At 38.3% G+C, this 24781-nt stretch carries 15 protein-coding genes and 1 tRNA gene; 4 read left to right on the forward strand and 12 right to left on the reverse strand.

Annotation, left to right across the window (positions count from 1 at the left end):
* Positions 1-2: 2 nt before the first annotated feature.
* The 3 genes from nrfD to ACFSQP_RS09660 form a co-directional block, all read right to left on the reverse strand.
* Entirely contained in the window at positions 3-1727 is a 1725-nt protein-coding gene (gene nrfD, locus ACFSQP_RS09650; RefSeq protein ID WP_376893862.1) for an NrfD/PsrC family molybdoenzyme membrane anchor subunit, read from the reverse strand.
* Positions 1728-1761: 34 nt separating this feature from the next.
* A complete protein-coding gene (locus ACFSQP_RS09655) occupies positions 1762-4872 on the reverse strand; it encodes a TAT-variant-translocated molybdopterin oxidoreductase (protein ID WP_376893864.1) in 3111 nt (1036 codons plus the stop codon).
* 83 nt (positions 4873-4955) lie between these two features.
* A complete protein-coding gene (locus ACFSQP_RS09660; protein ID WP_376893866.1) occupies positions 4956-6251 on the reverse strand; it encodes a cytochrome c3 family protein in 1296 nt (431 codons plus the stop codon).
* Positions 6252-6464: 213 nt separating this feature from the next.
* Here ACFSQP_RS09660 and ACFSQP_RS09665 point away from each other — a divergent pair, with 213 nt between their 5' ends.
* A complete protein-coding gene (locus tag ACFSQP_RS09665; protein WP_376893868.1) occupies positions 6465-6878 on the forward strand; it encodes an SPOR domain-containing protein in 414 nt (137 codons plus the stop codon).
* A 739-nt stretch (positions 6879-7617) separates the two neighbouring features.
* On the opposite strand, the gene infB is transcribed toward ACFSQP_RS09665, so the two are convergent.
* The 3 genes from infB to rimP are packed head-to-tail and all read right to left on the reverse strand — an operon-like array spanning position 7618 to position 12204.
* On the reverse strand, positions 7618-10467 hold the full coding sequence (gene infB / locus ACFSQP_RS09670) for a translation initiation factor IF-2 (RefSeq protein WP_376893870.1): 2850 nt from the start codon (positions 10465-10467) through the stop codon (positions 7618-7620).
* Between the two features lie 29 nt (positions 10468-10496).
* Positions 10497-11729: a transcription termination factor NusA gene (gene nusA, locus ACFSQP_RS09675; protein ID WP_376893872.1), complete on the reverse strand. Its 1233-nt coding sequence runs from the start codon at positions 11727-11729 to the stop codon at positions 10497-10499.
* Between the two features lie 13 nt (positions 11730-11742).
* Positions 11743-12204, reverse strand: coding sequence for a ribosome assembly cofactor RimP (gene rimP / locus ACFSQP_RS09680; RefSeq protein WP_376893874.1), 462 nt, complete (start codon positions 12202-12204; stop codon positions 11743-11745).
* Between the two features lie 170 nt (positions 12205-12374).
* Here rimP and ACFSQP_RS09685 point away from each other — a divergent pair, with 170 nt between their 5' ends.
* Complete coding sequence (locus tag ACFSQP_RS09685; protein ID WP_376893876.1) at positions 12375-13199, forward strand: universal stress protein; 825 nt, start codon at positions 12375-12377, stop codon at positions 13197-13199.
* A gap of 130 nt (positions 13200-13329) precedes the next feature.
* On the opposite strand, the gene ACFSQP_RS09690 is transcribed toward ACFSQP_RS09685, so the two are convergent.
* Positions 13330-13402 (reverse strand) — tRNA-Gln (locus ACFSQP_RS09690).
* 151 nt (positions 13403-13553) lie between these two features.
* Between ACFSQP_RS09690 and ACFSQP_RS09695 the strand changes: the two genes are divergently transcribed.
* Positions 13554-16916 carry a glycosyltransferase family 117 protein gene (locus tag ACFSQP_RS09695; RefSeq protein ID WP_376893877.1) on the forward strand — a complete coding sequence of 1121 codons (3363 nt, stop codon included), beginning with the start codon at positions 13554-13556 and terminating at the stop codon, positions 16914-16916.
* A 2-nt stretch (positions 16917-16918) separates the two neighbouring features.
* Positions 16919-17584, forward strand: coding sequence for a polysaccharide deacetylase family protein (locus tag ACFSQP_RS09700; protein ID WP_376893879.1), 666 nt, complete (start codon positions 16919-16921; stop codon positions 17582-17584).
* Here ACFSQP_RS09700 and ACFSQP_RS09705 read toward each other — a convergent pair.
* The 5 genes from ACFSQP_RS09705 to ACFSQP_RS09725 form a co-directional block, all read right to left on the reverse strand.
* Positions 17581-17877, reverse strand: a complete 297-nt coding sequence (locus ACFSQP_RS09705; RefSeq protein WP_376893881.1) for a thioredoxin family protein — start codon at positions 17875-17877, stop codon at positions 17581-17583. The two genes, ACFSQP_RS09700 and ACFSQP_RS09705, sit on opposite strands and share 4 nt — an antisense overlap.
* A gap of 112 nt (positions 17878-17989) precedes the next feature.
* Entirely contained in the window at positions 17990-19225 is a 1236-nt protein-coding gene (locus tag ACFSQP_RS09710) for a metallophosphoesterase (RefSeq protein ID WP_376893883.1), read from the reverse strand.
* A 180-nt stretch (positions 19226-19405) separates the two neighbouring features.
* On the reverse strand, positions 19406-20626 hold the full coding sequence (locus ACFSQP_RS09715; protein ID WP_376893885.1) for a PNGase F N-terminal domain-containing protein: 1221 nt from the start codon (positions 20624-20626) through the stop codon (positions 19406-19408).
* 137 nt (positions 20627-20763) lie between these two features.
* The gene (locus ACFSQP_RS09720; protein WP_376893887.1) at positions 20764-23034 is read right to left on the reverse strand and encodes a beta-N-acetylhexosaminidase; all 2271 of its coding nucleotides are present in this window, start codon (positions 23032-23034) and stop codon (positions 20764-20766) included.
* 211 nt (positions 23035-23245) lie between these two features.
* Positions 23246-24541 (reverse strand): aldehyde dehydrogenase family protein, encoded by a 1296-nt coding sequence (locus tag ACFSQP_RS09725; RefSeq protein ID WP_376893889.1) that lies wholly within the window; start codon positions 24539-24541, stop codon positions 23246-23248.
* Positions 24542-24781 lie beyond the last annotated feature (240 nt).

The raw sequence follows: 24781 nt of genomic DNA on the forward strand, positions 1-24781 counted from the left end.
TTCTACGCTTCGTTTATTAATTGTTTAGCTTGTCCAGACCAATCTTCGCGTTCTGCTCTTCCTGGGAAAGAACCCGTTAATTCGTCTAGCAAGTTGTATTCGTTTTTAGTCATTTTGCTAACCTGTAGGTAGGTAAATATACCAATACTATTCAGGGTTTCCTCCATTTTAGGACCAATGCCCGTAATTTTCTGAAGATCGTCTGCCGATTGTAGAGCTGGATCAAAAACACCTACTTGCTTAATAAGCGCACGTGTTTTTTCCGAATTATCTTCGGTAGTCGTTTCTACCTTTACTGAAGTACCGGAAGTTCTGGCATCTGCGCCAGTTCCTACCAAACTATCACCACGCTCTCGAATGGCTTTGTACGAATCGCCAGAGGATTTTAATATGGTTTTTACTTCAGCCTGTGCAATTACTGGGAACGTTCTAGAGTACAATAAAAACAGTACAAAGAAGAATCCAATTGTTCCAATAAACACACCTATATCCACAAATGTTGGGGAGAACATAGTCCATGATGATGGTAAATAATCTCGGTGAAGCGATGTTACAATAATAACAAAACGCTCAAACCACATTCCAATATTTACAATAATAGAGATGAAGAATGAAAACATAATACTTGTACGCAGTTTCTTAAACCACATAAATTGTGGCGAAAACACGTTAAAACTCATCATTAATAAATATGCCCACCAGTAAGGACCTGTAGCTCTGTTTAAGAATGCATATTGCTCGTATTCTACACCTGAATACCATGCTACAAATAACTCGGTAATGTAAGCCACACCAACTATAGAACCTGTTATCATGATAACGATGTTCATAAGCTCTATATGCTGCACAGTAATGTAATCTTCCAGGTTACTTACTTTACGCATAATAATAAGTAATGTATTTACCATGGCAAACCCAGAGAAGATTGCACCCGCTACGAAGTAAGGTGGGAATATGGTTGTGTGCCATCCAGGGATAACAGATGTTGCAAAATCGAAAGATACAATGGTGTGTACCGATAATACTAAAGGCGTTGCTAAACCAGCTAATACCAATGATACCTCCTCGAAACGTTGCCAATCTTTAGCGCGACCAGACCAACCAAAGCTTAATAAAGCATATATTTTCTTTTGGAATGGTTTAACCGCACGGTCCCGTAGCATGGCAAAATCTGGTAATAAACCTGTCCACCAGAAAACCAATGATACAGACAAATAAGTAGAAATTGCAAATACGTCCCAAAGAAGTGGTGAGTTAAAGTTTACCCATAACGAACCAAATTGGTTGGGTATAGGTAATACCCAATAGGCTAGCCACGGACGACCCATGTGAATAATTGGGAACAAACCAGCTTGGAATACCGCAAAAATAGTCATGGCTTCTGCCGATCTGTTAATTGCCATACGCCATTTCTGACGGAACAATAATAGTACTGCAGAAATTAATGTACCTGCGTGGCCGATACCTACCCACCAAACAAAGTTGGTAATATCCCAGGCCCAGCCAATGGTTTTGTTTAAACCCCAAGTTCCAATACCTGTTGCAACTGTGTAAATAATACACCCAATTCCCCAGAGAAAAGCAACCAGTGCAATTGAAAAAACAATCCACCATGATTTGTTTGCTTTACCTTCAACAGGTCTTGCCACATCCACTGTAACATCGTGATATGATTTTCCCCCTGTAACTAAAGGTCTCCTAATAGGTGCTTCGTAATGAGACGCCATAATCCTTTTATAATTATTTTCTTAATTCGTTTTATTATGCTTCGGTTGTATTTCTCACTTTAGTTTGATACATCACATTTGGTTTTGTGCCAATATGCTCTAACAAGTGATACATACGTTTATCTTTTTTCAATTCGGCTACTTTACTTTCCGTATCGTTAACATCGCCAAATACCATAGCACCAGTACCACATGCTGCAGAACAAGCTGTTTGGAATTCGCCGTCTTTAATAACACGTCCATCGCGTTTCGCATCTAGGATTGTTTTTTGTGTTTTTTGAATACACATAGAACATTTCTCCATAACACCACGTGAGCGCACAGTAACATCTGGATTTAGTACCATACGGCCTAAATCATCATTCATATGGTAATCGAACTCGTCGTTTTGGTTGTATAAGAACCAGTTAAAACGACGTACCTTATACGGACAGTTGTTAGCGCAGTAACGAGTACCTACACAACGGTTGTAAGCCATTTGGTTTTGACCTTGGCGGCCGTGAACCGTAGCCGCTACAGGACATACCGTTTCGCATGGTGCGTGGTTACAATGCTGACACATAATTGGCTGGAAAACTACCTGCGGATTTTCAGCAGCTGTTTCCATTTCGGATAAGGCTCCAATTATATCCAAGCCCATTGTATCGTTTTTCTTGGTATTGTCACCTTCAAAAGTATCTTCCGATGAATAGTATCTGTCTATGCGTAACCAATGCATATCACGACTTCTGCGTACTTCCTCTCGTCCTACAACAGGCACATTGTTTTCTGCGTGACAAGCAATAACACACGCCCCACAACCCGTACATGAGTTTAAATCGATTGATAAGTTAAAATGATGACCAATACTTCTATCAAACTCGGTCCATAAATCTACTTCTGGAGATCGTACTGAAGTTTCCTTATGATTTAAAGATACTACCGGAATAACATTCCAGTACTTGCTATCTTTGGTATTAAATACCTCTAATGTGGTTTCCTTTATAATATCGCCACGACCCATTAGCGTGTTGTGTAATTGTACACAAGCAAACTCATGCTCGCCACCAACAACAGTCAAGTTAACTGCACCTGGTGTTGGATTAAAGTCTGCATACAGCGGGTACGCGTTTACGCCTGTTTGCATTTCTTCTTTTAGTCCGGCACGACGCCCATAACCAAACGCTAAACCAACCGATCCTTTTGCTTGACCAGGCTGTATTAATGCCGGCGCTGTAACTGTTACGCCGTTCATGGTAAGTTCAACTATACTACCGTTTAAACCACCGTCTGCAACATTCCAGTTTTTTATTCCTAGTTCGTTAGCATCCGCCTGCGACACCGTAACATAATTATCCCAAGAAGTTCGTGTAAGGGGATCAGGCATTTCCTGCAACCATGGGTTGTTGGCCTGCTGACCAGTACCCATAGATGTTTTAGGGTACAACGTTAATTCAAACCCACCAGATACAGACGTGTTTGCTAAAGCGCTAGCGGCGTTAGCAGCAGAAACCGGTGTAGTACCATCTGAAACTTCTGAATTAGTATTAAGCATCCCGTTTGTTTCGGTTGCTACTTCATTGGAAACGTGTACACCATCGTGCAGTGCTTCACTAAAAGGCGTTCCATTTAAAATAGAAGCCGTCCAAGTTTCCTTAATATAATCGTGATAAGACAGATTGTTATCTGTCATCTTTAACAAGAAATCTTGTAACTGACGCGTGTCAAATAATGGTCTAATTGTTGGTTGCATTAAAGCAAAGTGACCCTTTTTCAATTCCACATCGCCCCAAGACTCTAAATAATGAGGAGCAGCCGCTTGGTATTCAGTTTCCAAAGCAGTTTCGTCCATTTTCATGGTAAAACTTACCGATAAATCTGTTTTGGCTAAACCTTCAGCAAATGAAGCAGAATCCGGCATGGTGTACATTGGGTTAACACCACTCATAATAATGGCACCCACATTACCCGCATTCATATCGGCTAATAATGCTTGCACCTCTTTATTACTACCTTGTCTTATTTTTATTGGGGTTTCAGGATTAAACGCCTCACTTTTTAAGTAAGCGTTAATTGCTAAAACAACCGTTTGTGCGTTCACATCCTGAATACCTGTAACCACAACCCCTTTTGAACCTGCCTTTCTTAGTTCTGAGGCTGCTTTTTGAATAGCATCTTCAATGTGTTGCGGTAAATTTCCAGACACAGAACCACCAACAACGGCACTATACAATTTAGCTAATGCTATTTTTTGTTGACTTGGAGTTAAGGACCAACGCTTATCGGCATTGGCACCCGTTAACGACATATTAGATTCAAACTGAATATGGCGCGACATTTTACCGTTGGTAGGCACTTTGTTTTGGGCATAACCTGCTTCAAAACCACCACCTTGCCAATCACCCAGAAAGTCTGCTCCAAACGAAACAATTGTCATGGCTTTTGCAAAATCGTAACTCGCTAAACCGCGCTCGCCGTACATGGCTTGAAACGCATCTAGAGCAGCCGATTCCGAGATAGCATCGTATTGTACATGACGTACGTTAGTGAATTTTTCAGAAAAGGATGTCACCAATTTATTTGTAGACGGACTGGCAAAAGTTTGAGTTAACAAAACAATTGCTTTTCCAGAAGCGCTGATAGTGGTAAGCTTCTGCTTAATTTCGTCATTAAAATCTGACCAAGCCATTGGCTCGCCAGACTTCATAGGACCTTGCAACCTCATGCTGTCGTATAAATCTAAAACAGATGCGTTTACACGAGCATTTGCATGTCCGTTAGTTGACGCCAATTTATTTCTTTCGATTTTAATTGGCCTACCTTCACGTGTTTTAACTAATACAGAGGCATAGTCATAGCCGTTTGCAATAGTTGTGGCGTAGTAATTAGCAACACCCGGAATGATTTCGTTAGGTTGTACTACATATGGAATAGACTTAATAACCGGTCCTTCACAAGCAGCTAGTGACGCCGCAGCGGTACTAAAACCAACATACTTTAAGAAATCACGACGTGTTGTTTTGGAACTTTCCAAGGAATCTTTATTTCCTAAAAACTCATCGGTTGGTATTTCCTCAACAAATTCGTTATGCTTTAGCGCCTCAACAACCGAGCTATTCTCGTTTAGCTCTTCAACACTTTTCCAGTATTTCTTGTTTGATGACATATTATATAATTGAATTACTTCTTATTAATTATTTATAATTTTAAAACCGCCTTTCGGAGATTTTGGTCTAGCAAGGCCTCTTTTTAATAATGACACTTACCACACTCCAACGCGCCCATTTGAGCTGCTGTTAATTCTTCTACGCCATACTTTTTAGATAATTCTTCATGAATTTTTTCGTAGTACGCGTTATCTTCCACCTTAACATTGGTGTCGCGGTGACAATTTATACACCAGCCCATGGTTAATGGCGAGTGCTGATACATAATTTCCATTTCTTCTACAGGACCATGACACGTTTGACATTCAATACCTGCCACAGAGACGTGCTGCGAGTGGTTAAAGTAAGCAAAATCTGGAAGATTGTGAATACGCACCCATTTTACTGGCTGTGTTTCTCCGGTATATTCCTGCTCCTCATCGTCCCAGCCTACAGCTGCGTATAGCTTCTGAATTTCGTTATCGTAAAATTCTTTACTGTATTCATCAGTAGCTGTTTCTGGAGAAACTTCGTAAATAGATTTATGACAATTCATACAAATATTTAAAGATGGGATCCCGGAATGCTTGCTTACACGTGCGGACGAGTGACAATAATTACAATCGATACCATTATCGCCAGAGTGAATTTTGTGCGAAAAGTGAATTGGTTGTACTGGCTGGTATCCTTGATCCACACCAACTTGCATAAAGTATCCATACACATAGTAGGCACTTGCAAGTAGCAACACCACAACCGATACAAAAACTAAAAATTGATTTTTAACAAACGCTTTCCAAATTGGTGTTCCTTTGGTTTTTTGTACTGGAACGCCTTTTGCCTCTGCAAACCTGTTTAAAGTTTGCCTTACCAACACCAGTGCCATAGCCAATAATGCAAACAACACCGTTAAGGCTCCTAAGATTACCTTGTTGGAAACGCTATCGCCATCAGAAGCTGCAGCTCCCGCAGCTCCAGCCACCTCTGTAGCAACTACAGGTGCTGGCGGATCTTCGGCAGTATAAGCGTAAATATCGCTTAAATCCTGATCTGTTAATTGCGGATAAGCCGTCATGGCAGCTCCACCGTATTCATTAAAAATTTTGTTGGCATACGCATCGCCAGACTTGATAACCGCGGCACTATTTCTAATCCACGCATTAAGCCACTCACGATCTAAACCTTCCTCTTCCCACAAACGTTGTTCCACGTTTCGAAGAGCAGGCCCTGTCATTTTTTTATCTAGTTTATGACATGCCGCACAATTTGAGTTGAATAGCTGTTTCCCTCTTACGGGATCGCCTTCTTGTGCCGAAAGTGTTGTTGAAAATGCTAATAAAATAACTAAACCTAAACGAAGAATGCCTTTGCTTAATTTCCGGTGATTCACCTTTTTCATATTATCGATTGAATTAACTTCTATACTTTAGTATGGTTTTTCTATTCTTAAAAGAAAAAAATACAATAATAAAATCTCTTGCAAAAATAGTATTTAAAGTCCATTTTAGAAATGTTACCGAAGTGTTAATTGCTAATTTAGATAAATTCTAAATAACAATTATTTTAAATTTTTACTTCTATTAGTATACCTTTGTACTAAATACTATTGGAAATGAAATTATTTAACCGCCCATTAAAACAATTCTTAAGCATCTGTTTTTTGCTAATAACCGGCATATTTTATGGCCAAAATGGCCACGTTACCATAAACCAAGCATCTGAATTGGAACGTTTATTAGAAATTAAAAAAAATATGAATTTAACAGACACGGCAACCGATCGGTATAAAATTCAAATTTTTTCAGGCAACCGTTCGGGCGCTTTGGAAGCCATAGCGCTTTTTAACGAAACTTTTTCCGAATGGCCAGCTATAGATGTTTATGAAACACCAAATTACAAAGTATGGGTAGGTAGTTTTAGAAGTCGTTTAGAGGCAGACCGTGCTTTGGATAAAATAAAAGAAACCTTTAACGACGCCTTTAGATTCCGGCCTAAAAAAGTAGAAAAACCACAGGACAAAAATTAAGGTGCATAAAAACACATCTAGATATTAAGAAACAGCGCTTGTGAAACATATTTTCAAGCGCTTTTTTTTACACAAATTTTAAAAATACAAGCGTGCTAAACGAACCATTTTACTGCGTTACCAATTTTTTGATGCAGGATAAGAAAGTAATTTTTCTGGGTAAACCGCGCACATTAATTGCCTACGTTGGCTCTTGTAACGCCTTTAAAAGTTTGCCGCTTAAGTTATAAAGTTCTACAAAAATCACACAGGCCCGTAAATTGATAATAAGTGTATGGCTTCCTGTATTGGCCATTACACTTTAATGCATTGCTGTTAGAATGCCAGAGCTGGCATATTCTTTATCCTGTAATTTGGAAATTACCAGTTTGTACAGGCTTTGTTTCTGAACCATAACACTCCCCTCTACTCTTAAGTGTTGCACTTGGTATAACACTCATGCCAACAGGCACACCTACGCTAAAATCTGGTAGCGTAAAGGCTGTTTTGTTTGCTCATTACCACCGTAGGCAGCACCCAAAAGGACGTATCGCGCTAATTAAAAGATGTGGCAGTTAGTTTAATATCGCCAAGAAAACCCTCTTTCGCGTTAATTTGGCTTAAAAACACCCTTGCTTAAAGCCGAAAAAGCGGTCGTTTTTTCTATAATTATGCCTTTAGATAAGTTGCTGCCAAAATAGAGGAATAAAAAAAGAGAGGTATTTTACCTCTCTTTTTTTTCAATTATGTTTAGAAAACCTTATTTCAGTTTCTTTTTAACTTCTACTTCATGATAAGCTTCAATGATGTCGTTTTCTTTCAGATCGTTGTAGTTTTTAATTTGCATACCACAATCGTAGCCTTTAGAAACCTCTTTAACATCGTCTTTAAATCGTTTTAAAGATGCTAATTCACCTGTGTAAACAACCACACCATCTCTAATTAAACGTATGCTTGAATTTCTGAAAATTTTACCAGTTAACACCATACAACCTGCAATACTACCAATTTTAGAAACTTTAAAGATTTCTCTAATTTCGGCTGTACCGGTAACTTCTTCTTTAAGCTCTGGCGACAACATGCCTTCCATGGCATCTTTCAGATCGTTTATAGCATCGTAAATAATAGAATAGGTACGGATGTCTATTTCTTCCTTGTCGGCAATACTTCTGGCATTACCCATTGGGCGTACGTTAAATCCAATAATAATAGCATCGGATGCAGAAGCCAACAGCACATCGCTTTCGGTAATTGGACCTACACCTTTATGGATGATATTTACTTGAATTTCCTCGGTTGATAATTTTTGGAAAGAATCTGTTAATGCCTCTACAGAACCGTCCACATCTCCTTTCAAGATAATATTTAGTTCTTGGAAATCGCCTAAAGCAATTCGGCGGCCAATTTCGTCTAGTGTAATATGGCGTTGTGTTCTAACAGATTGTTCGCGCTGTAATTGGGTACGTTTGGTTGCAATTTGTTTTGCTTCCCGCTCGTCTTCAAATACATTAAATTTATCGCCTGCTTGTGGCGCACCATCCAGACCCAAAATAGATACCGGCGTGGACGGTCCTGCTTGTTTAATATCGTTACCGCGCTCATCTTGCATGGCTTTAATTTTACCGCTGTTTTTACCAGCTAAAACATAGTCGCCTATTTTTAAAGTTCCGGCTTGTACCAGTACTGTAGACACATACCCGCGGCCTTTATCTAAAAAGGCTTCTACCACGGTACCCGAGGCGCGTTTATTTGGATTGGCTTTAAGCTCTAACAATTCGGCTTCTAACAATACTTTTTCCAAAAGTTCTTTAACACCTAAACCTGTTTTAGCCGAAATATCTTGCGATTGGATTTTACCACCCCAGTCTTCCACTAATAAGTTCATTTGTGCCAGACTGTCCTTAATTTTTTCCGGATTTGCCGTTGGACGGTCTATTTTATTTATCGCAAAAACAATTGGAACACCGGCTGCTTGCGCGTGGGAGATAGCTTCCTTGGTTTGTGGCATTATATCATCGTCTGCTGCAATAACAATTATGGCAATATCTGTTACTTGGGCACCACGTGCACGCATAGCCGTAAAGGCCTCGTGACCAGGTGTGTCTAAAAAGGCAATTTTTTGACCATTTTCTAGTTGCACACCGTAAGCACCAATATGCTGCGTAATACCACCGGACTCACCGGCAATGACATTTTCCTGGCGAATGTTATCCAATAAGGACGTTTTACCATGATCTACGTGCCCCATTACGGTTACAATAGGTGCGCGTTCTACTAAATCCTCTGGTTTATCTTCAGATACTTCAATAGCATCTTCAATACCAGTGGTTATAAATTCTACTTCGTAGCCAAATTCGTCTGCTACAATAGTAAGTGTTTCTGCATCCAAACGCTGGTTCATGGTAACCATCATACCCAAGGACATACACGCTGAAATAATTTGCGTTACCTGTACATCCATCATGGTAGCCATTTCGCTAGCTGTAACAAATTCTGTTACTTTTAGTATTTTACTTTCTGCAGATGCTGCTTGTAAGTCTTTTTCGGTTTGTTCGCGGTGCTGGTCGCGTTTATCACGACGGTATTTTGCACCTTTTCCTTTATTGGATTTACCTTGAAGTTTTTCAAGAGTTTCCCGAACTTGCTTTTGTACGTCTTCCTCGCTAGGCTCTTCTTTTACAACCGGACGACGGCCTTTTCCTGGTTTGCCTTTAAAGCGGTCGTTACCACCGCGTGAAGGGGCGGCTCCGGTAGATCCCGGGGCTCCCGCTTTGCTAATTCTACGACGTTTTTTCTTAGGGTCGGACGTTTTATCTTTATCGTCTTTCTTTTTCTTCGGCTTTTTAAATTGCGATAAATCTATTTTTTCACCTGCAATTTTTGGCCCAGACAATTTTTGGTATTGTGTTTTTACGTGCTCCTCCACAGGTGCCTCTGGCGCAGACGCTTCTGTTTGTTTTGTAGGTGGCGCTTTTACAGCCTCCGTTTTTTGAGCAGCTTCTTTTTTAGGCGCTTCTTTAGGCTTTTCAGGACTTACCTTTTCAGCTTTCGGTGCTTCCGCTTTTGGTGTATGGGCAGGCTTAGAAGATGGCGTGTCCTCTAGCTGTGATTTTACCGGCGGTTTTTCCACAGATTTAGCGTCTGGTGTTTTAGCACTGGCTGTGTTGCTTGCTGCTGGTGTGGCAGGTGTAGCAACAGGGGTTTCGTCTTTGGTGTTTTCGGCCTTTTTAGTTTTGGCCTCCAAATCGATTTTACCTACTTGTTTTGGCCCAGAAAGTTTTGTTTTCGCCTTAACAACTTCAGCTTCTTTGGCTTTAGCTAATGCTTCGCGCTCCGCTTTTTCCTTTTCTTTTGCCTCTAATTCTCGTTCACGCTGTAGCCGTATCGCTTCTTTTTCCTTTTGCTTGGCTTCACTAACTTCTTGAGATGCCATTTTTTTATTGGCATCTGTTTGAAATTCGTTTGAAAGCACATCAAAAGTTTCTTGCGAAATTTTTGTTGTTGGACGTTTCTCTATCTCTATACCTTTGGAATCTAGGAACTCCACGGCACGATCTAAAGAAATGTTTAGCTCACGTAATACTTTATTTAATCTAATTGTTTCAGCCATAAATCGCCTTTAATATAACCTAATATATGTTATTCTTCAAATTCTTCCCTAAGAATTCTAATTACTTCATTAATTGTTTCTTCTTCCAAGTCGGTTCTCTTTACCAAATCTTGCACATCGCGTTCAAGAATACTTTTGGCTGTATCTAATCCAACTTTACTAAACTCCTCAATAATCCACGGTTCTATTTCGTCGCGGAACTCGGATAGTTCTACATCTTCCTCGGCACCTTCTCTAAATACATCTATTTCGTAACCCGTAAGTTGGCCTGCTAAACGAATGTTATGACCGCTTCGCCCAATGGCTTTGCTTACCTCCTCTGGTTTTAAAATAGCTTCTGCACGTTTGTTTTCTTCGTCTATTTTTATAGATGTTACACGGGCCGGACTTAAGGCTCTGGTAATATACAGCGGTAAGTTACTTGTGTAGTTTATAACATCTATATTTTCATTGCCTAATTCGCGCACAATACCGTGTATTCGGGAACCTTTCATACCTACACAGGCACCAACAGGGTCTATTCTGTCGTCGTAGGAATCCACAGCCACTTTAGCCTTTTCACCTGGTATTCTTACAACATTTTTAATGGTAATTAAGCCATCAAAAACCTCTGGAATTTCTTGTTCAAACAGCTTTTCTAGAAAAACTGGTGCGGTTCTAGACATAATTATGGCTGGTTTGTTGCCTTTTAGATCTACCGATTCTATAATACCTCTTACGTTATCGCCTTTTCTAAAAAAGTCTGATGGTATTTGTTTTTCTTTAGGAAGAATAATTTCATTCCCTTCGTCGTCCAGCAAAATAACTGCTCTGTGGCGAATATGGTGTACCTCGGCGGTATAAATTTCGCCAACCAAATCTTTAAATTGTTTGTAGATGTTGGTATTATCGTGCTCGTGAATTTTAGAAATTAGGTTTTGTCTTAAAGCTAAAATAGAACGACGGCCTAAATCTATTAATTTTACTTCTTCCGAAACGTCTTCACCTACTTCAAAATCTGGTTCTATTTTTCGGGCTTCCGACAGGGAAATTTCTTGATTAGGATCCTCTACTTCTCCATCTGCAACCACCACACGATTTCTCCATATTTCTAAATCGCCTTTATCTGGGTTTATAATAATATCAAAATTATCATCATCTCCAAACTTCTTTTTAAGCGCATTTCTAAAAACATCTTCTAAAATCGCCATTAACGTTACACGATCGATTAATTTATCGTCTTTAAACTCCGAAAATGAATCAATTAACGCAAGATTCTCCATATCTCTTTCTGAATTAAAATTTTATCATAACTTTTGCTTCTACAATATCTTGGTAGGCAATTTCCGCCTTTTTTTCTACGGTAACCTTCCCTTTACCTACAGGTTTGGGCTCGCGCGCCTTCCACTGCAGGGTTAGGTGGGTGTTTGTAGCTTCAATAAGCGTTCCCGCCAAGGCTTGTTCTGTTGTTTGTAATTCCAGATCTCTACCCACATTTTTAATGTATTGCCTTACATGCACTAGCGGTGCCGTAGCACCAGCCGAGGCTACTTCTAAAGAGAAATCGTGCTCATCCCGATCTATATTGTGTTCTATGGCCCGACTTATAAACACGCAATCGTCCACGGTTACACCGTTGTCGCCATCAATAATAACACTTATAGCATTTTCTGGATTCATAGAAAATTCTATTAAAAATAAATCCGTTCGCTCTTCTAAAGCATTATTAAGCAAGGTTTTTACTGTTTCTCTCAACATAGGTAATACAAAAAGTTGGTATAAAAAGAGGGGACATTAGGTCCCCTCATTTAATCTTTTCTTACAACGGTGCAAACATACAATAATTTAATTGAATTCCATAATGATTAAAATATCAATTTTTATTCATAGCTTTAAAGCATCTAACCAATCCTTTAAAACGTGACCATATGAAACGAATTCTTGTCCCTACGGATTTTTCCAAAGAAGCAGAACAAGCCTTAAAAGTAGCCGCACAACTAGCAAAAAAGCACGATTGCGAAATTTATTTGCTGCACATGTTGGAGCTTCCGCTAGACCAAATTGACGCCTTAAGCCAATATAGCGAACTTCCGGAGGCTATGTTTTTTATGAAATTAGCCCACCAAAAATTTGAAAAAACCATGAGTCAAGAATATTTAAAAGGCTTGACAGTGCATGAAACAGTAGATTTTAATAAAACTTTTACAGGAATTTCTGACACCTGCAAAACACATAACATAGATTTAATTGTTATGGGTTCCCATGGCGCCAACGGATTTAAGGAAATGTTTATTGGATCGAATACCGAAAAAGTAGTGCGCACATCTGAAATTCCAGTTTTAGTTATAAAAAACGAACATGACAATTTTGAAATAAACAACTTTGTTTTTGCATCCGATTTTAAAAACGACAACAAAGGCACCTATTTACAAGCCGTTAATTTAGCTAAAATTCTAGACGCCAAAATACATTTGTTATTTGTAAACACCGCTAATAACTTTATTACAACCAACACAGCAAAAGCCCGAATCCTCGATTTTATTGCAGGCAGTAACTTTGAAAATTATACCATTTCTATTTACAATGACGACAGTGTAGAGAAAGGCATTTTAAATTTTTCGCACATTGTAAATGCAGACCTAATAGGCATTAGCACGCATGGCAGACAAGGTATTGCACATTTTTTTAACGGTAGTATTAGCGAGGATTTAGTAAATCATGCTAAAAGACCCGTTATTACCTTTAAAATTTAAAATGCTTTTTACTGGGTTTAGGTTTAACCCGAAACAGCCATTTTACACGATAAGATGACCTTAAATTTTAGAAAAAGGTTTAAAACCAAAAAAACCTAATCAAATAAATGATTAGGTTTCTTTTTTTTTGTTGGCCCACTAGGTTTCGAACCTAGACTCTTTGGTACCAAAAACCAACGTGTTACCAGTTACACCATAGGCCAATCTTGTATTGCGGTTGCAAATTTAAAACAAATATTTATTTGCGCAAGTTTTTTTTACATAAAAATTAAATTTATTACTTAACGTTTCCTTAAAAGCACCCAAATTTTATTATTTATTGTTAAATTCGCCTCTTTAAAAACTTGTAATTACATGACACACATCAGCTTTAAAAAGTGGAACACCATTTTAGCTTGGTTTTCTTTTTTAGTTGCCTTTATAACTTACACCTTAACAGTAGAACCTACTGTAAGCTTTTGGGATGCAGGCGAGTATATTTTAACCTCTGCAAAATTACAAGTTGGCCACCCACCAGGTGCGCCTTTGTTTCAAATGTTTGGCGCTTTCTTTTCTATGTTTGCTACCGAACCTGCACAAGTAGGATTTATGTTAAATATGATGAGTGCAACGGCTAGTGCCTTTACCATTTTATTTATGTTTTTTACCATTACACTTTTGTTAAGAAAAGTGGTTGGCGAGCCAAACACAATAAGCAACACACAAAAAATAGCTATTTTAGGAAGTGGCTTGGTAGGTAGTTTAGCCTTTACCTTTACCGATTCTTTTTGGTTTAATGCCGTAGAAACCGAAGTATACGCCATGGCCACTTTAATAATGTCTGTATTATTTTGGTTGGCCCTACGCTGGGAACGCGATATGGATACACCACGCGGAAACCGTTGGATAGTACTCATTTCTTTTATTGTAGGAATGTCTTTTGGTGTTCACTTTATGGGCTTATTAACCATTCCTGCTATTGCATTAATTTATTACTTTAAAAACTATAAAACAGTTACCATTAAAAACTTCATTATTGCAAACGTTGTGGCGGTAGCTATTTTGTTGTTTATTTTTAAATTACTGGCTCCTAATATTCTTCGTATTTTTAGTACCACAGAAATTTTCTTCGTTAATACGTTAAGGTTGCCATTTCACTCCGGTACTGTATTTGCTAGTATGGCCATTGTTGCACTCATTTATTTAGGTTTGCGATACACCACTAGAAAGAATTACAAAATGCTTAATACGGGTATTTTGTGTGTCACGTTTATAATGATTGGGTTTTCCTCTTGGATCATGCTGCCTATTCGTGCCAATGCCGATGTGGTTATTAACGAAAATGACCCAAGCGATGCCCGCGAGCTCCTTGCATACTACAATTTGGAGCAATATCCAGAAACCCATTTATTTTATGGCCCACAGTTTACAGACCAATATTCTGGTTTAGATGAAACCGAACCTTATGTAGACGACAAACCAAACTACGAAAAAGACGAAGTAAATGGACGCTATATTATTGTAAACGACTGGAAAAATGCCCGCCAAAACTACAACTCCAAACACGCCTCCTTATTACCACGTATGTGGAGTCCAGAAAACGCCGAAAATTATATGATGTTTACAGGGTTTTTAGATTTTAAACTAAAACCCGAATACCAAATGGATAACGAGCTACGTGCGGCAGTTAACAAATTTAAAATGGAAGTTGCCAATGGCATGGTGGATTACGAAGATTATCATAGCTTTTTAAGACAAAACAGCCAGATAATTGATGTGGAACGCCCATCGTTAGCCAGTAATATTGCTTACATGTTTGAATTCCAGCTGGGATACATGTACTGGCGCTATTTTATGTGGAATTTTGTAGGCAGGCAAAATGATATTCAGGGTAAAATGGACGGGTTTAACGGAAACTGGCTAAGCGGCATTAATTTTATTGACGAATGGCATTTAGGCTTACCACAAACCAACTTGCCTAGCGACGTAAAAAATAATAAAGCGCGCAATACTTATTACTTCCTACCGCTAATTTTAGGCTTGTTAGGTTTATTCTTACTGTATAATAAAGATAAAAAAATGTTTTGGGTAACACTGGTGTTCTTCTTGTTTACAGGTTTAGCCATACAAGTGTATACCAATGTAAGACCATTTGAACCCCGCGAACGTGATTATTCTTTGGTTGGGTCTTTTTATGTTTTTGCTATTTGGATAGGTTTTGGCGTATATGCCCTGGTAGATTTACTCCGAAATAAAATAGGCTCCAAATTACTAGCACCAGCCGTAACGGTATTGTGTCTGGTTCTTGTCCCTGGTATTTTGGCTGCCAACAACTGGGACGACCACGACAGATCGGGTAAATACTCGGCGCGCTCTATGGCCAAAAAATACCTAGACTCCTGCGGCGAAAATGCCATTTTATTTTCTATTGGTGATAACGATACATTTGCCCTTTGGTACGCCCAAGAAATTGAAGGCTACAGAACCGATGTACGCGTAGTAAATACCAGTTTATTCCAAACCGATTGGTATATAGACCAAATGAAACGCAAAGCTTATGAAAGCGACCCAATACCTTCTAAACTGGTACACGAGCAATACCGATCGGGGACACGCGACTATATTATGAAAAAAACGCATTATATAGATGCCCAAGGCAGACCGCAACGCTTAATTAACACAGACACCCTAATGATAAGCGATTTTATGGATTTTGTTTCTAGTGACAACCCAAAAACAAAATTCAAATATATTTTACAAATGCAAGGCGAAGACCCAAGCTTTTATCCAACGCAACTGCAAAACTCAAACTATTTTCCAGTTGAAAATATTCGCGTGCCTGTAAATAAAGAAAACGCGCTTAAATATGGCATTGTAAAACCTAAAGATGCCCATAAAATGGTGGACTATGTAGATATAAAAATTACCGACGGTGCTATTTATAAAAACCGATTGTTAATGTTAGATATTATTGCCAATAACGATTGGAAACGCCCTATCCACTTTACGGGAGGTGCTTTTGGTAACGACGATTATATTTGGATGAAAGATTACCTGCAATTAGATGGCATGACCTATAAATTAGTGCCAATTAAAACCCCTGTTAATAAAGCCAATCCGTTTGATATGGGTCGTGTAGATAGCGAACTAATGTATAACAAAGTAATTGCTTGGGATTGGGGCAATACAGGTAGTCCCGATATTTATCACGACGTAGAAACACGTAAAAACGCTATAACATACCGGGGCAATTTAGCACGTTTAATTGAGCAGTTAATAAATGAAAATAAACCAGAAAAAGCAGAAGAAATAGCTGATATTGCTATGGAGAATATGCCGGTAGACTTCTTCGGGTTTTATACCCTGTTGGAGCCTTATATTAGCGCCTATTATGAAGTTGGCGCTACAGAAAAAGCTAGAAAGTTATTTATGGATGTAGCAGAAAAATATCAAGAAAATTTAACCTACTACAGCACCTTAAACCACGAACAACAGCGCTATGTTTTTGAGAATATATACACGGATATTGAACGGTATAAAAGTATTGTAGATGTTGTAATTACCTACGATAAAGAATTCGCACAAACAGAAACCAAAACATTTTCCAATTTCTTAAACCTATTTAGTCATTTTTACGGCGGCGAAGATATTCCAGAAACAGATGTACAACAAACTCCAGATCCTGTTGAAATAGACATGCTTCAAACCGATACGTTAAAGACACTGCCAGAGGCCTAAACATGCTATTTGTTCCTGTTAAAACACCTGGTTTTATAAAAAAGTTACTCCCAAATTTTATTTGGGAGTATACCACTACGCAAAAAGTGCTGTATTTAACTTTTGATGATGGTCCTACTCCCGAAATTACGCACTGGACTTTAAAATTATTGCAGCAATTTCAGGCCAAAGCCACTTTTTTCTGTATTGGAAAAAATATAGAACTGTTTCCCGATATTTTTAGGGATATAATTTTACAAGGACACGGAATAGGTAACCACTCGCATACGCATATTAAAGGTTGGCAAATTAATACAGCCAAATACCTAAGCGATATAAACCAGGCCCAGCGCACTATTAAAAATTATACAGTACCACCTAAAAACACAAACGCGAAACGTCTTTTTAGGCCGCCATATGGCCAAATAACACCAAAACAAGGAAAGGTTTTAATACAGGAAGGCTACGCTGTGGTAACTTGGAGTATTTTGTCTTTTGACTGGGATAAAAACACAACACCAGAGTCCTGTTACCAAAACATTATAAAACATACTAAAGCGGGCGATATTGTGGTTTTTCACGATAGTGTAAAGGCCTCCAAAAATTTAATGTATGCACTACCAAGGGTTTTGGCCTATTTTTCGGCTAGAGGTTATCAGTTTCATGCCTTACCAGAATCATTCAACTAAAGGTATTGTTTCATAATACCTATAAGAGAATTTGCGTCTTGCTCGCCACTATGGCGCCATTTCATTTCGCCATTCTTATAAATAATTAAGGTGGGTAATGCTTTAACACGCAGTGCTTCCGCTAATTCTTTGTTTTTTTCAATGTCTATTTTTATCACTTTGGCTTTATCGCCCAATGCTGCCGCTACATCGCGTAAAACCGCGTGCATGGCTTTCGATTGCTCGCTCCACTCCGTATAAAAATCCAATAAAACAGGAATTTTAACGTCTATAAGTTCTCCAAATTTCGACATATGGTTGTTATTTTATTCCCATGTACACTTACAAACCTACATAATTTTTTTATATTTAGTGTTCAATGGACTTGTTACACGGTTAAATTAGTTAAAAATATCGACAAAACAACTAGGTATTTTTTTCGCCTTTTTTTAACTCAATAACGGTTATTTCTGGCCAAATACCTACCCGACCCGGAAAGGCATGGTATCCAAATCCGCGATTAACATTTATAAATCTGCCATATTCTTGATACAGTCCGGCCCATTGCTTATAAATATATTGCGATGGACTCCATTTAAACCATCCAGGTATTTCAATTCCCATTTGAAGGCCGTGGGTATGGCCACTTAAAGTTAATTGGTAATTAAAAGTGTTTTCCTTTACTTGGTGCTCCCAATGAGAGGGGTCGTGGGTGAGAAGTATTTTAAAGTCGTCTGCCAAAACCTTTTCCGAAGCTTTTTGTAAATCTCCTGCCTGATTAAATCCTTTACCCCAGTTTTCAACGCCAATTAAGGCCAATCGCTGACCATCTTTTTCAATATAGCGATGTTCGTCTAGCAACAAATTGAATCCCATTTTAGGGTGTACCGCCTTAACGGCTTCAAAATTTTTTATTTTGTCCTCTGGCGAATCCCAAGATACGTAATCGCCATAATCATGATTTCCTAGAACGGAATATTTACCATAGGGCGCCTCTAGCGACTTGAACACCGAAACCCAATTATCCATTTCCGAAGCCATATTGTTTACCAAATCGCCAGTAAAAACCATTAAATCGGACTGCTGCTTGTTAATAAGGTCAATACCGTACATAATTTTTTCTTTATTGGTAAAACTACCGGCGTGTATATCGGAAATTTGTGTGATTTTAAAACCGTCAAAAGCATCTGGCAAATCGTTAAAAGTAAGTTGGTATTTTAATACTTTGTAATTATACCGTCCTTGTACAATACCATAAATAAATGAGGCAAATGGAATAGCTGCCAAGCCCAAAGCTATTTTAGCTATAAAAACACGACGACTTTCAAATACAGCAGTTTCGCCAGGCGTAAGCCATGAGTATCCTTTTTTTAAAATTCTAAAAACATCCTCGCCAAGCATAAAGAAAACCAGCAGTAGTTTTGGCATAACCAGCGTAAGCAAAAACCCAGATGCCAACTGTATGGCATTTGTTTGGCCCGCACTGCGTGGCGTAGTAACTAACGTGTAAATAAAATAACCGTAAAAGGCAACAGTTACAATAATCCATAACGCTTTAATAGCTTTATTTTTAGTTATGGTTTTTAAGGCCTGAAAGGCATAAAATTCCAAACTAAAAACAAGGGCAGAAAATATAATTGAAGCTATAATCCAGGCCGCCATAAATAGTGTTTTTGAAGCGTTTGCAAAGATACTGCTTAATATTACAAGCTAATTTATAGGGGATGTTAAAATTTTATTAAGTACTAAATTGTATAAAAGGGATGTACTGAAGTTTGAAACCTGGTTTAGCTTATTGTATTTTTAGCATTTACATAGACTTAAATGGCACAACTAGCTTTTTTAGTTTTTATCGAAAACCAAGTAAGCAGATACCATCCAATAGTTAATTTTATCTTCGGTAATGGCTTGTGCCTCGGGTATAGAAAATTTAAAAGTATAGTCTCCGGGTTGCATGGTTCCCAATTCTATTACTTCCGGAGCCACTTGGCTACCCGGACACCAGTTAGAGCGCGAATAATCTGATGAGGCAATGCGTTCCTCTATTTCTTGTCCTTTCCAAATAGTTTTTTCTGTCCAGACTCCCGATGTTGGATTAAAGCGCCTAAAGCTAGCGCAATCATCGCGCCACGGAACAAATTGTTTAATAACGGTATTGTTTAAATAAATTACATTTTCCTTTTGTGTAAACTCATCGCCTTCGGCATGTCCGCCATGCCCTGTTGTAAGGTAGTATAATTTAGCATTGGTGTAAGGTGCTGAAACGGGAATACTAACCTGTAAATCGTCTTTATGAAAAGCATCAAAATAGACTTGTTTGCTGGCGTATTTTACGGTGTTTACTAAAGGGATTACTTGCTGTTCCTTTATTGCATGATTGGCCACAGTACTCTCCTTGAAATTTAATTGCACCGAAAGCTTATAGCCTTCCTTTGTCCAGGTATCTATAAAAACACCAACATAAAGTTCATTTTCCAAAAGAGGCAATAACTGGGTTATATTTTGTGTCCACTGTACTTGGGTTTCCCATTTAGGAATGTAAACAGGCTTCAGGTTGGCAACGCGAGGGTCGTTGTTAAAAAAACCAACACCAAACGGTGTCATAAAGCGTAATAATTCAATATTAGGCATAAAATGTTTACCACCTATTTGTTTTGAAATCGTACCAGCAGCTTGAAACGGAAAATGTTCTTTTTTTACAGCTCCCATCTCCAAATCCAACATATTTAAATCTGCCGACGCAGGAATAATAAATAAAGAACCTGATTTATCCCAGGGATCGCCGTTGGATGTCAAACTCATTTGCACACTAACTTCAGGTTGTTTAAAATATTGAGGAATATGTATTTTTTTTAAAAGTACACGTCCGGCATCCAACCGTAAAATACTATCGGTTTCAGAAAGGTTATCTGGACTAAAGTGAGTGGTTTTTAAATTCGGATCAAAATACAGATGTGTATCCGTAAAAACATCAATTTGGGTATCCCCAATGGCCGTTAAAGTGGGTTTACAAGCTACAACACTTAGCAGTAAAAAAAAAGTTAGCATTATTTGTGTTTTCATATTTTGTGTATTGTAAAGCTGTGTTCCAACCGTTATTAAACTTCCGGATAAACCATATAACACGTTAGCTGTTCTGAAAGCCAAAGTGACTTTAAAAACCCATATAAAAATGCCAGTTTATTCATGTTATTAGTGGCTTAATTTACTTGAATTTCGTCTATAAATGTCCAGGCTAAGCTTCCTTCGCCAAGGCTTCCTTCTGGGATTTTACCAAAATTAGGAATTCGTATGGTTATAAACCGTGTGGTATAATTTTTTTCAAAAACTACGGGTACCACGGATTCGTTGGATTCGGGAATATCTATTTCGAATATCGTTTTATTATCTAACTCTATTTCCACTTTTTTAGGCGCATAAGCCAGTTGTTTTTTTCCATTGTGAAAACGCATGGCAATAGCATTTATAGTTGTTGGAACGTCCAAATCGATGGTAATTTCTACATCCTCACCAAAAAACCCAAGCCATTCATTGTCTCGGTAGCGATTTGAATTGCCCAAAACTCCATTAATTAATCCATCCGATCCCATACCAGGATAGGCGTGATGTGGCTGAACATCTAAAATAATATCTTTCCCAATGGCCTGATGCCATTGTATAGTTTCTGTAAATAATGGCCCTAATCTTCTTGTTTTGTCAAAAATAGCTGCCGTAATTATTGAGTTTTTTGTAATAGGAATTCCATTATTATAAAGCTTGGATTTCATGTTTGGAATACTTCCGTCCAAAGTATATCTGATAACGGTGCTATCGGTTTGTTTTTGCAGTTCGTAAATACTTTGTTTATCTTTAGTAACCATATGCCCTTTTAATTGGTGTAAATGGTTGGCGTAATTTATTTTAAGAAAATCCAGTCGGTCATGAAAGCTTGAAAGCCTAGAAACAAAATTGTCGTAATTTTTGTGCTTTTCATGAGACCATAGCGCCTCTGCCAATCCAATTGCTCTAGGAAAAACCATATACTCCAACTGCTCGGCATTAACAGTATATTGCGTCCATACAATACCTTGGGCACCCAAAACACGACCCGCATCTTGCGCACTTAATGTTGCAGGCAGTGGATTAAACTGATATACCTTTTTTAAGGGTACGTAACCCCCAAATGCGAGAGGCTCGTTGGGGGTTTCAGATTGGTATCTGTTAAAATAAGTATGCGCTTTAGATGTTACTATAACATCTTGATTTTTTGCTGCAGGTGCCAAAGCGCCTTCAGGCCCACGCCAAGTCATTACAATATCATCTGGTGCCAATTTACTGTTTAAAGTAGCATCCCAGCCAATAATTTGGCGACCTTTAGCATGCAAATATTGCGCAATTTTTGAAACGAAATAACTTTGAAGTTCTACCGTATTTGTTAAGCCCTGCTCTTTCATGGTATTCTGACAAGTTGTGCAGTTCTTCCAGCGTGTTTTTGGTGCCGCATCGCCACCAATATGAATGTATTGGCCAGGAAATAGATCGACAATTTCATCGAAAACGCCTTCAAGAAATCTGAACGTTTCTGCTTTTACACAAAAAATATCGTCAAAAACACCATCGGTAGTAGCCACTTGTAAAGGCGTACCATTACAGCTTAATTCTGGATAAGCAGCAAGAGCTGATAAAGCGTGTCCAGGCAATTCAATTTCTGGAATAATGGTAATAAAACGCGCTTTAGCATAGGCTACCAATTCCTTAATTTCCTCTTGGGTATAATACCCACCATAGGTTTCGTTAATTACTTGATGTGGCTTGGTATTAAAAAATCCTATTTGTGTTTCGTTTCTATAAGCCGCTATTTCCTGTAATTTGGGGTATCTCTTTATTTCAACGCGCCACCCTTGGTCATCGGTTAAATGCCAGTGGAAATTATTGAATTTTAAAAGCGCTAAAGCATCAATATATTTTTTTATAAAAGAAACGGGAAACATGTGCCTAGCAACATCCAAATGCATGCCTCGATAGGAAAATACTGGTCTATCCTTAATACGTGTATTAGAAATCGTTATAGCCTTGTCCAGGTAAGAACCGTCTTCCAGTTCTGCGGGCATTAATTGTCGCAAGCTTTGCACCGCATAAAATGCTCCTTGAGCCGTAGCCGCTTTAATTTCAATGGCAGTTGCAGAAATTTCCAAACTATAAGCTTCTTCCGTATCCAGAGCAGGCTCTTTGGTAAAACGAATATCCGTGCCGGAACCTAAAGCCAAACCACTTCCTGTATGTATATAATCTTTTAAAAAATTTCCAGCAATTTCAAATTCCTTATCAAATTGAATTCCAGTTTGGTTTGTTATTGTAAAGTAACCATCTTCAAAAACTTGCTGTTCCGGTATGGGGATAATTTGACCGTTACCACTTTTCTCAATGGGTTTGGAACAACCGTAAATACATAATATAGTAAGCAAATAAATTAAACCATTTTTAAGCTGCATTCTTTAAGATATTAGATAGTTTAAAATTACTAATCTATTTAGTAAACCATATCTTTTTTTTAATATTATTTTATTGGTAAAAAAAGGGTGCGTTAAGAAAACTCTATTTGCTAATATTCTAGCTAAAGAAAACGGGTTTAAGTAAACACCTGTAAGCATTTTGAAACGCTTTTAAGCAAGCTTAAGAATGCGGGTTTTTAAAGCACAGCCATTATAATTTTATATGCACGTTAAACCATTTTAGCGAAAAATTTACCAGTTTTTGTTTCCAATTTGTATAAGGAGGCATTAGCCAGTCCACTGCGCTAATGGTACGCTGATGCAAAACGGACCGTTGATTTGTAAACTCCTTAAATCCAAAAATACCATGCGATTTTCCAATACCGCTGTTATTAACACCACCAAATGGCAGGTTATGATTCAAAAAATGTAATAACACATGATTCACACAACTGCCACCAGCTCGCGTGTTTTTAAGCACAAAATTAATAGTGGTTTTATCCTTACTAAATAAATAAAGTGCCAAAGGTTTTTCGTTGGCATTTATATAGTCTACTGCTTCCTCAATATGAGTATAGGTTTTTACTGGTAAAATGGGCCCAAAAATTTCCTCTTGCATAAGTACCGCATTATCCGGCAAATTAGTTACTAATGTAGGCTCCAAATAACACGTAGAAGGATTTAATTTTCCTCCATACTCCACAGTACCACCATTATGTTTAACATCCTCTAAATAACTTTGCAGTCTGTTTAAATGTTTTTCGTTTACAATCCGGCTATAAGCTGAAGACGTTTCTGGGTTATTGGAATACATTGCACGCACTTCCTCTTTAAAATACTTAATAAATTGCTCCTTAAGCGAGTTGTGGATCAGGATATAATCTGGCGCTATACATGTTTGACCTGCATTAGTAAACTTGCCATAAACAATTCTTTTCACGGCCTTTTTTACATTAGCTGAATGATGCACAATTACGGGCGACTTGCCTCCTAACTCCAACGTTACCGAAGACAAGTTTTGGGCTGCTGCCTTCATAACAAGTTTCCCTACCATAGGAGAACCCGTAAAAAAAATATGATTGAATGGTAATTCCAACAAAGCTTCCGAAGTTTCTTTTTCGCCCTCTACCAAAGCCACTTCACAATCATTAAATAATGCACCTATAATGTCGGCCATCAATTTGGAACTATGAGGCGTCATTTCGGATGGTTTTAAAACAACAGTGTTCCCACCAGCAATGGCCGAAACCAAGGGACCAAAAGTTAAGTTAATAGGATAATTCCAAGGCGAAATAATTAAACACACACCCTTTGGTTCATTTAATATGTAAGATTGACTTCCCAGTAACGTACCGGGAGCGGAAACAGGCTCTTTGTAGGTATTTTCCAAAGCAACCCGGAGTTGTTTTAGTTTTTTAATTCTATCTGCAGCAGACGTATTGCCAACCGTATATTGAAAAGCACGTTGTTTGTTGAAAAGTTCCTGAAAAGGGTTTCTGTTATCCATAATTCCTGTTATTTAACGGTTGCGTACACATGTAAACGTTAGTTAGAATGCCAAAGGCTCTCTTATGGTTTTTAAACGTAACCATAAAACAAACACAGTACCACACTTTAGCCCAATATACAACCAAAGAATTATAAACAAAAAAAAATCCCGATTCGTAATTTGAATCGGGATTTTAAAAAAGGCGGCGACCTACTCTCCCACGAGATGCAGTACCATCGGCGCAAACGGGCTTAACTA

This window comes from Bizionia sediminis, assembly GCF_042684585.1.
Taxonomy (GTDB): domain Bacteria; phylum Bacteroidota; class Bacteroidia; order Flavobacteriales; family Flavobacteriaceae; genus Algorimicrobium; species Algorimicrobium sediminis.

Coding starts and splice junctions, on each gene's coding strand:
- nusA (WP_376893872.1), bottom strand. CDS start 11,729: ATGGAGAATCTTGCGTTAATTGATTCATTTTCGGAGTTTAAAGACGAT.
- infB (WP_376893870.1), bottom strand. CDS start 10,467: ATGGCTGAAACAATTAGATTAAATAAAGTATTACGTGAGCTAAACATT.
- ACFSQP_RS09700 (WP_376893879.1), top strand. CDS start 16,919: ATGCTATTTGTTCCTGTTAAAACACCTGGTTTTATAAAAAAGTTACTC.
- ACFSQP_RS09725 (WP_376893889.1), bottom strand. CDS start 24,541: ATGGATAACAGAAACCCTTTTCAGGAACTTTTCAACAAACAACGTGCT.
- ACFSQP_RS09665 (WP_376893868.1), top strand. CDS start 6,465: ATGAAATTATTTAACCGCCCATTAAAACAATTCTTAAGCATCTGTTTT.
- ACFSQP_RS09685 (WP_376893876.1), top strand. CDS start 12,375: ATGAAACGAATTCTTGTCCCTACGGATTTTTCCAAAGAAGCAGAACAA.
- ACFSQP_RS09660 (WP_376893866.1), bottom strand. CDS start 6,251: ATGAAAAAGGTGAATCACCGGAAATTAAGCAAAGGCATTCTTCGTTTA.
- ACFSQP_RS09695 (WP_376893877.1), top strand. CDS start 13,554: ATGACACACATCAGCTTTAAAAAGTGGAACACCATTTTAGCTTGGTTT.
- rimP (WP_376893874.1), bottom strand. CDS start 12,204: ATGTTGAGAGAAACAGTAAAAACCTTGCTTAATAATGCTTTAGAAGAG.
- nrfD (WP_376893862.1), bottom strand. CDS start 1,727: ATGGCGTCTCATTACGAAGCACCTATTAGGAGACCTTTAGTTACAGGG.
- ACFSQP_RS09715 (WP_376893885.1), bottom strand. CDS start 20,626: ATGAAAACACAAATAATGCTAACTTTTTTTTTACTGCTAAGTGTTGTA.
- ACFSQP_RS09655 (WP_376893864.1), bottom strand. CDS start 4,872: ATGTCATCAAACAAGAAATACTGGAAAAGTGTTGAAGAGCTAAACGAG.
- ACFSQP_RS09720 (WP_376893887.1), bottom strand. CDS start 23,034: ATGCAGCTTAAAAATGGTTTAATTTATTTGCTTACTATATTATGTATT.
- ACFSQP_RS09710 (WP_376893883.1), bottom strand. CDS start 19,225: ATGGCGGCCTGGATTATAGCTTCAATTATATTTTCTGCCCTTGTTTTT.
- ACFSQP_RS09705 (WP_376893881.1), bottom strand. CDS start 17,877: ATGTCGAAATTTGGAGAACTTATAGACGTTAAAATTCCTGTTTTATTG.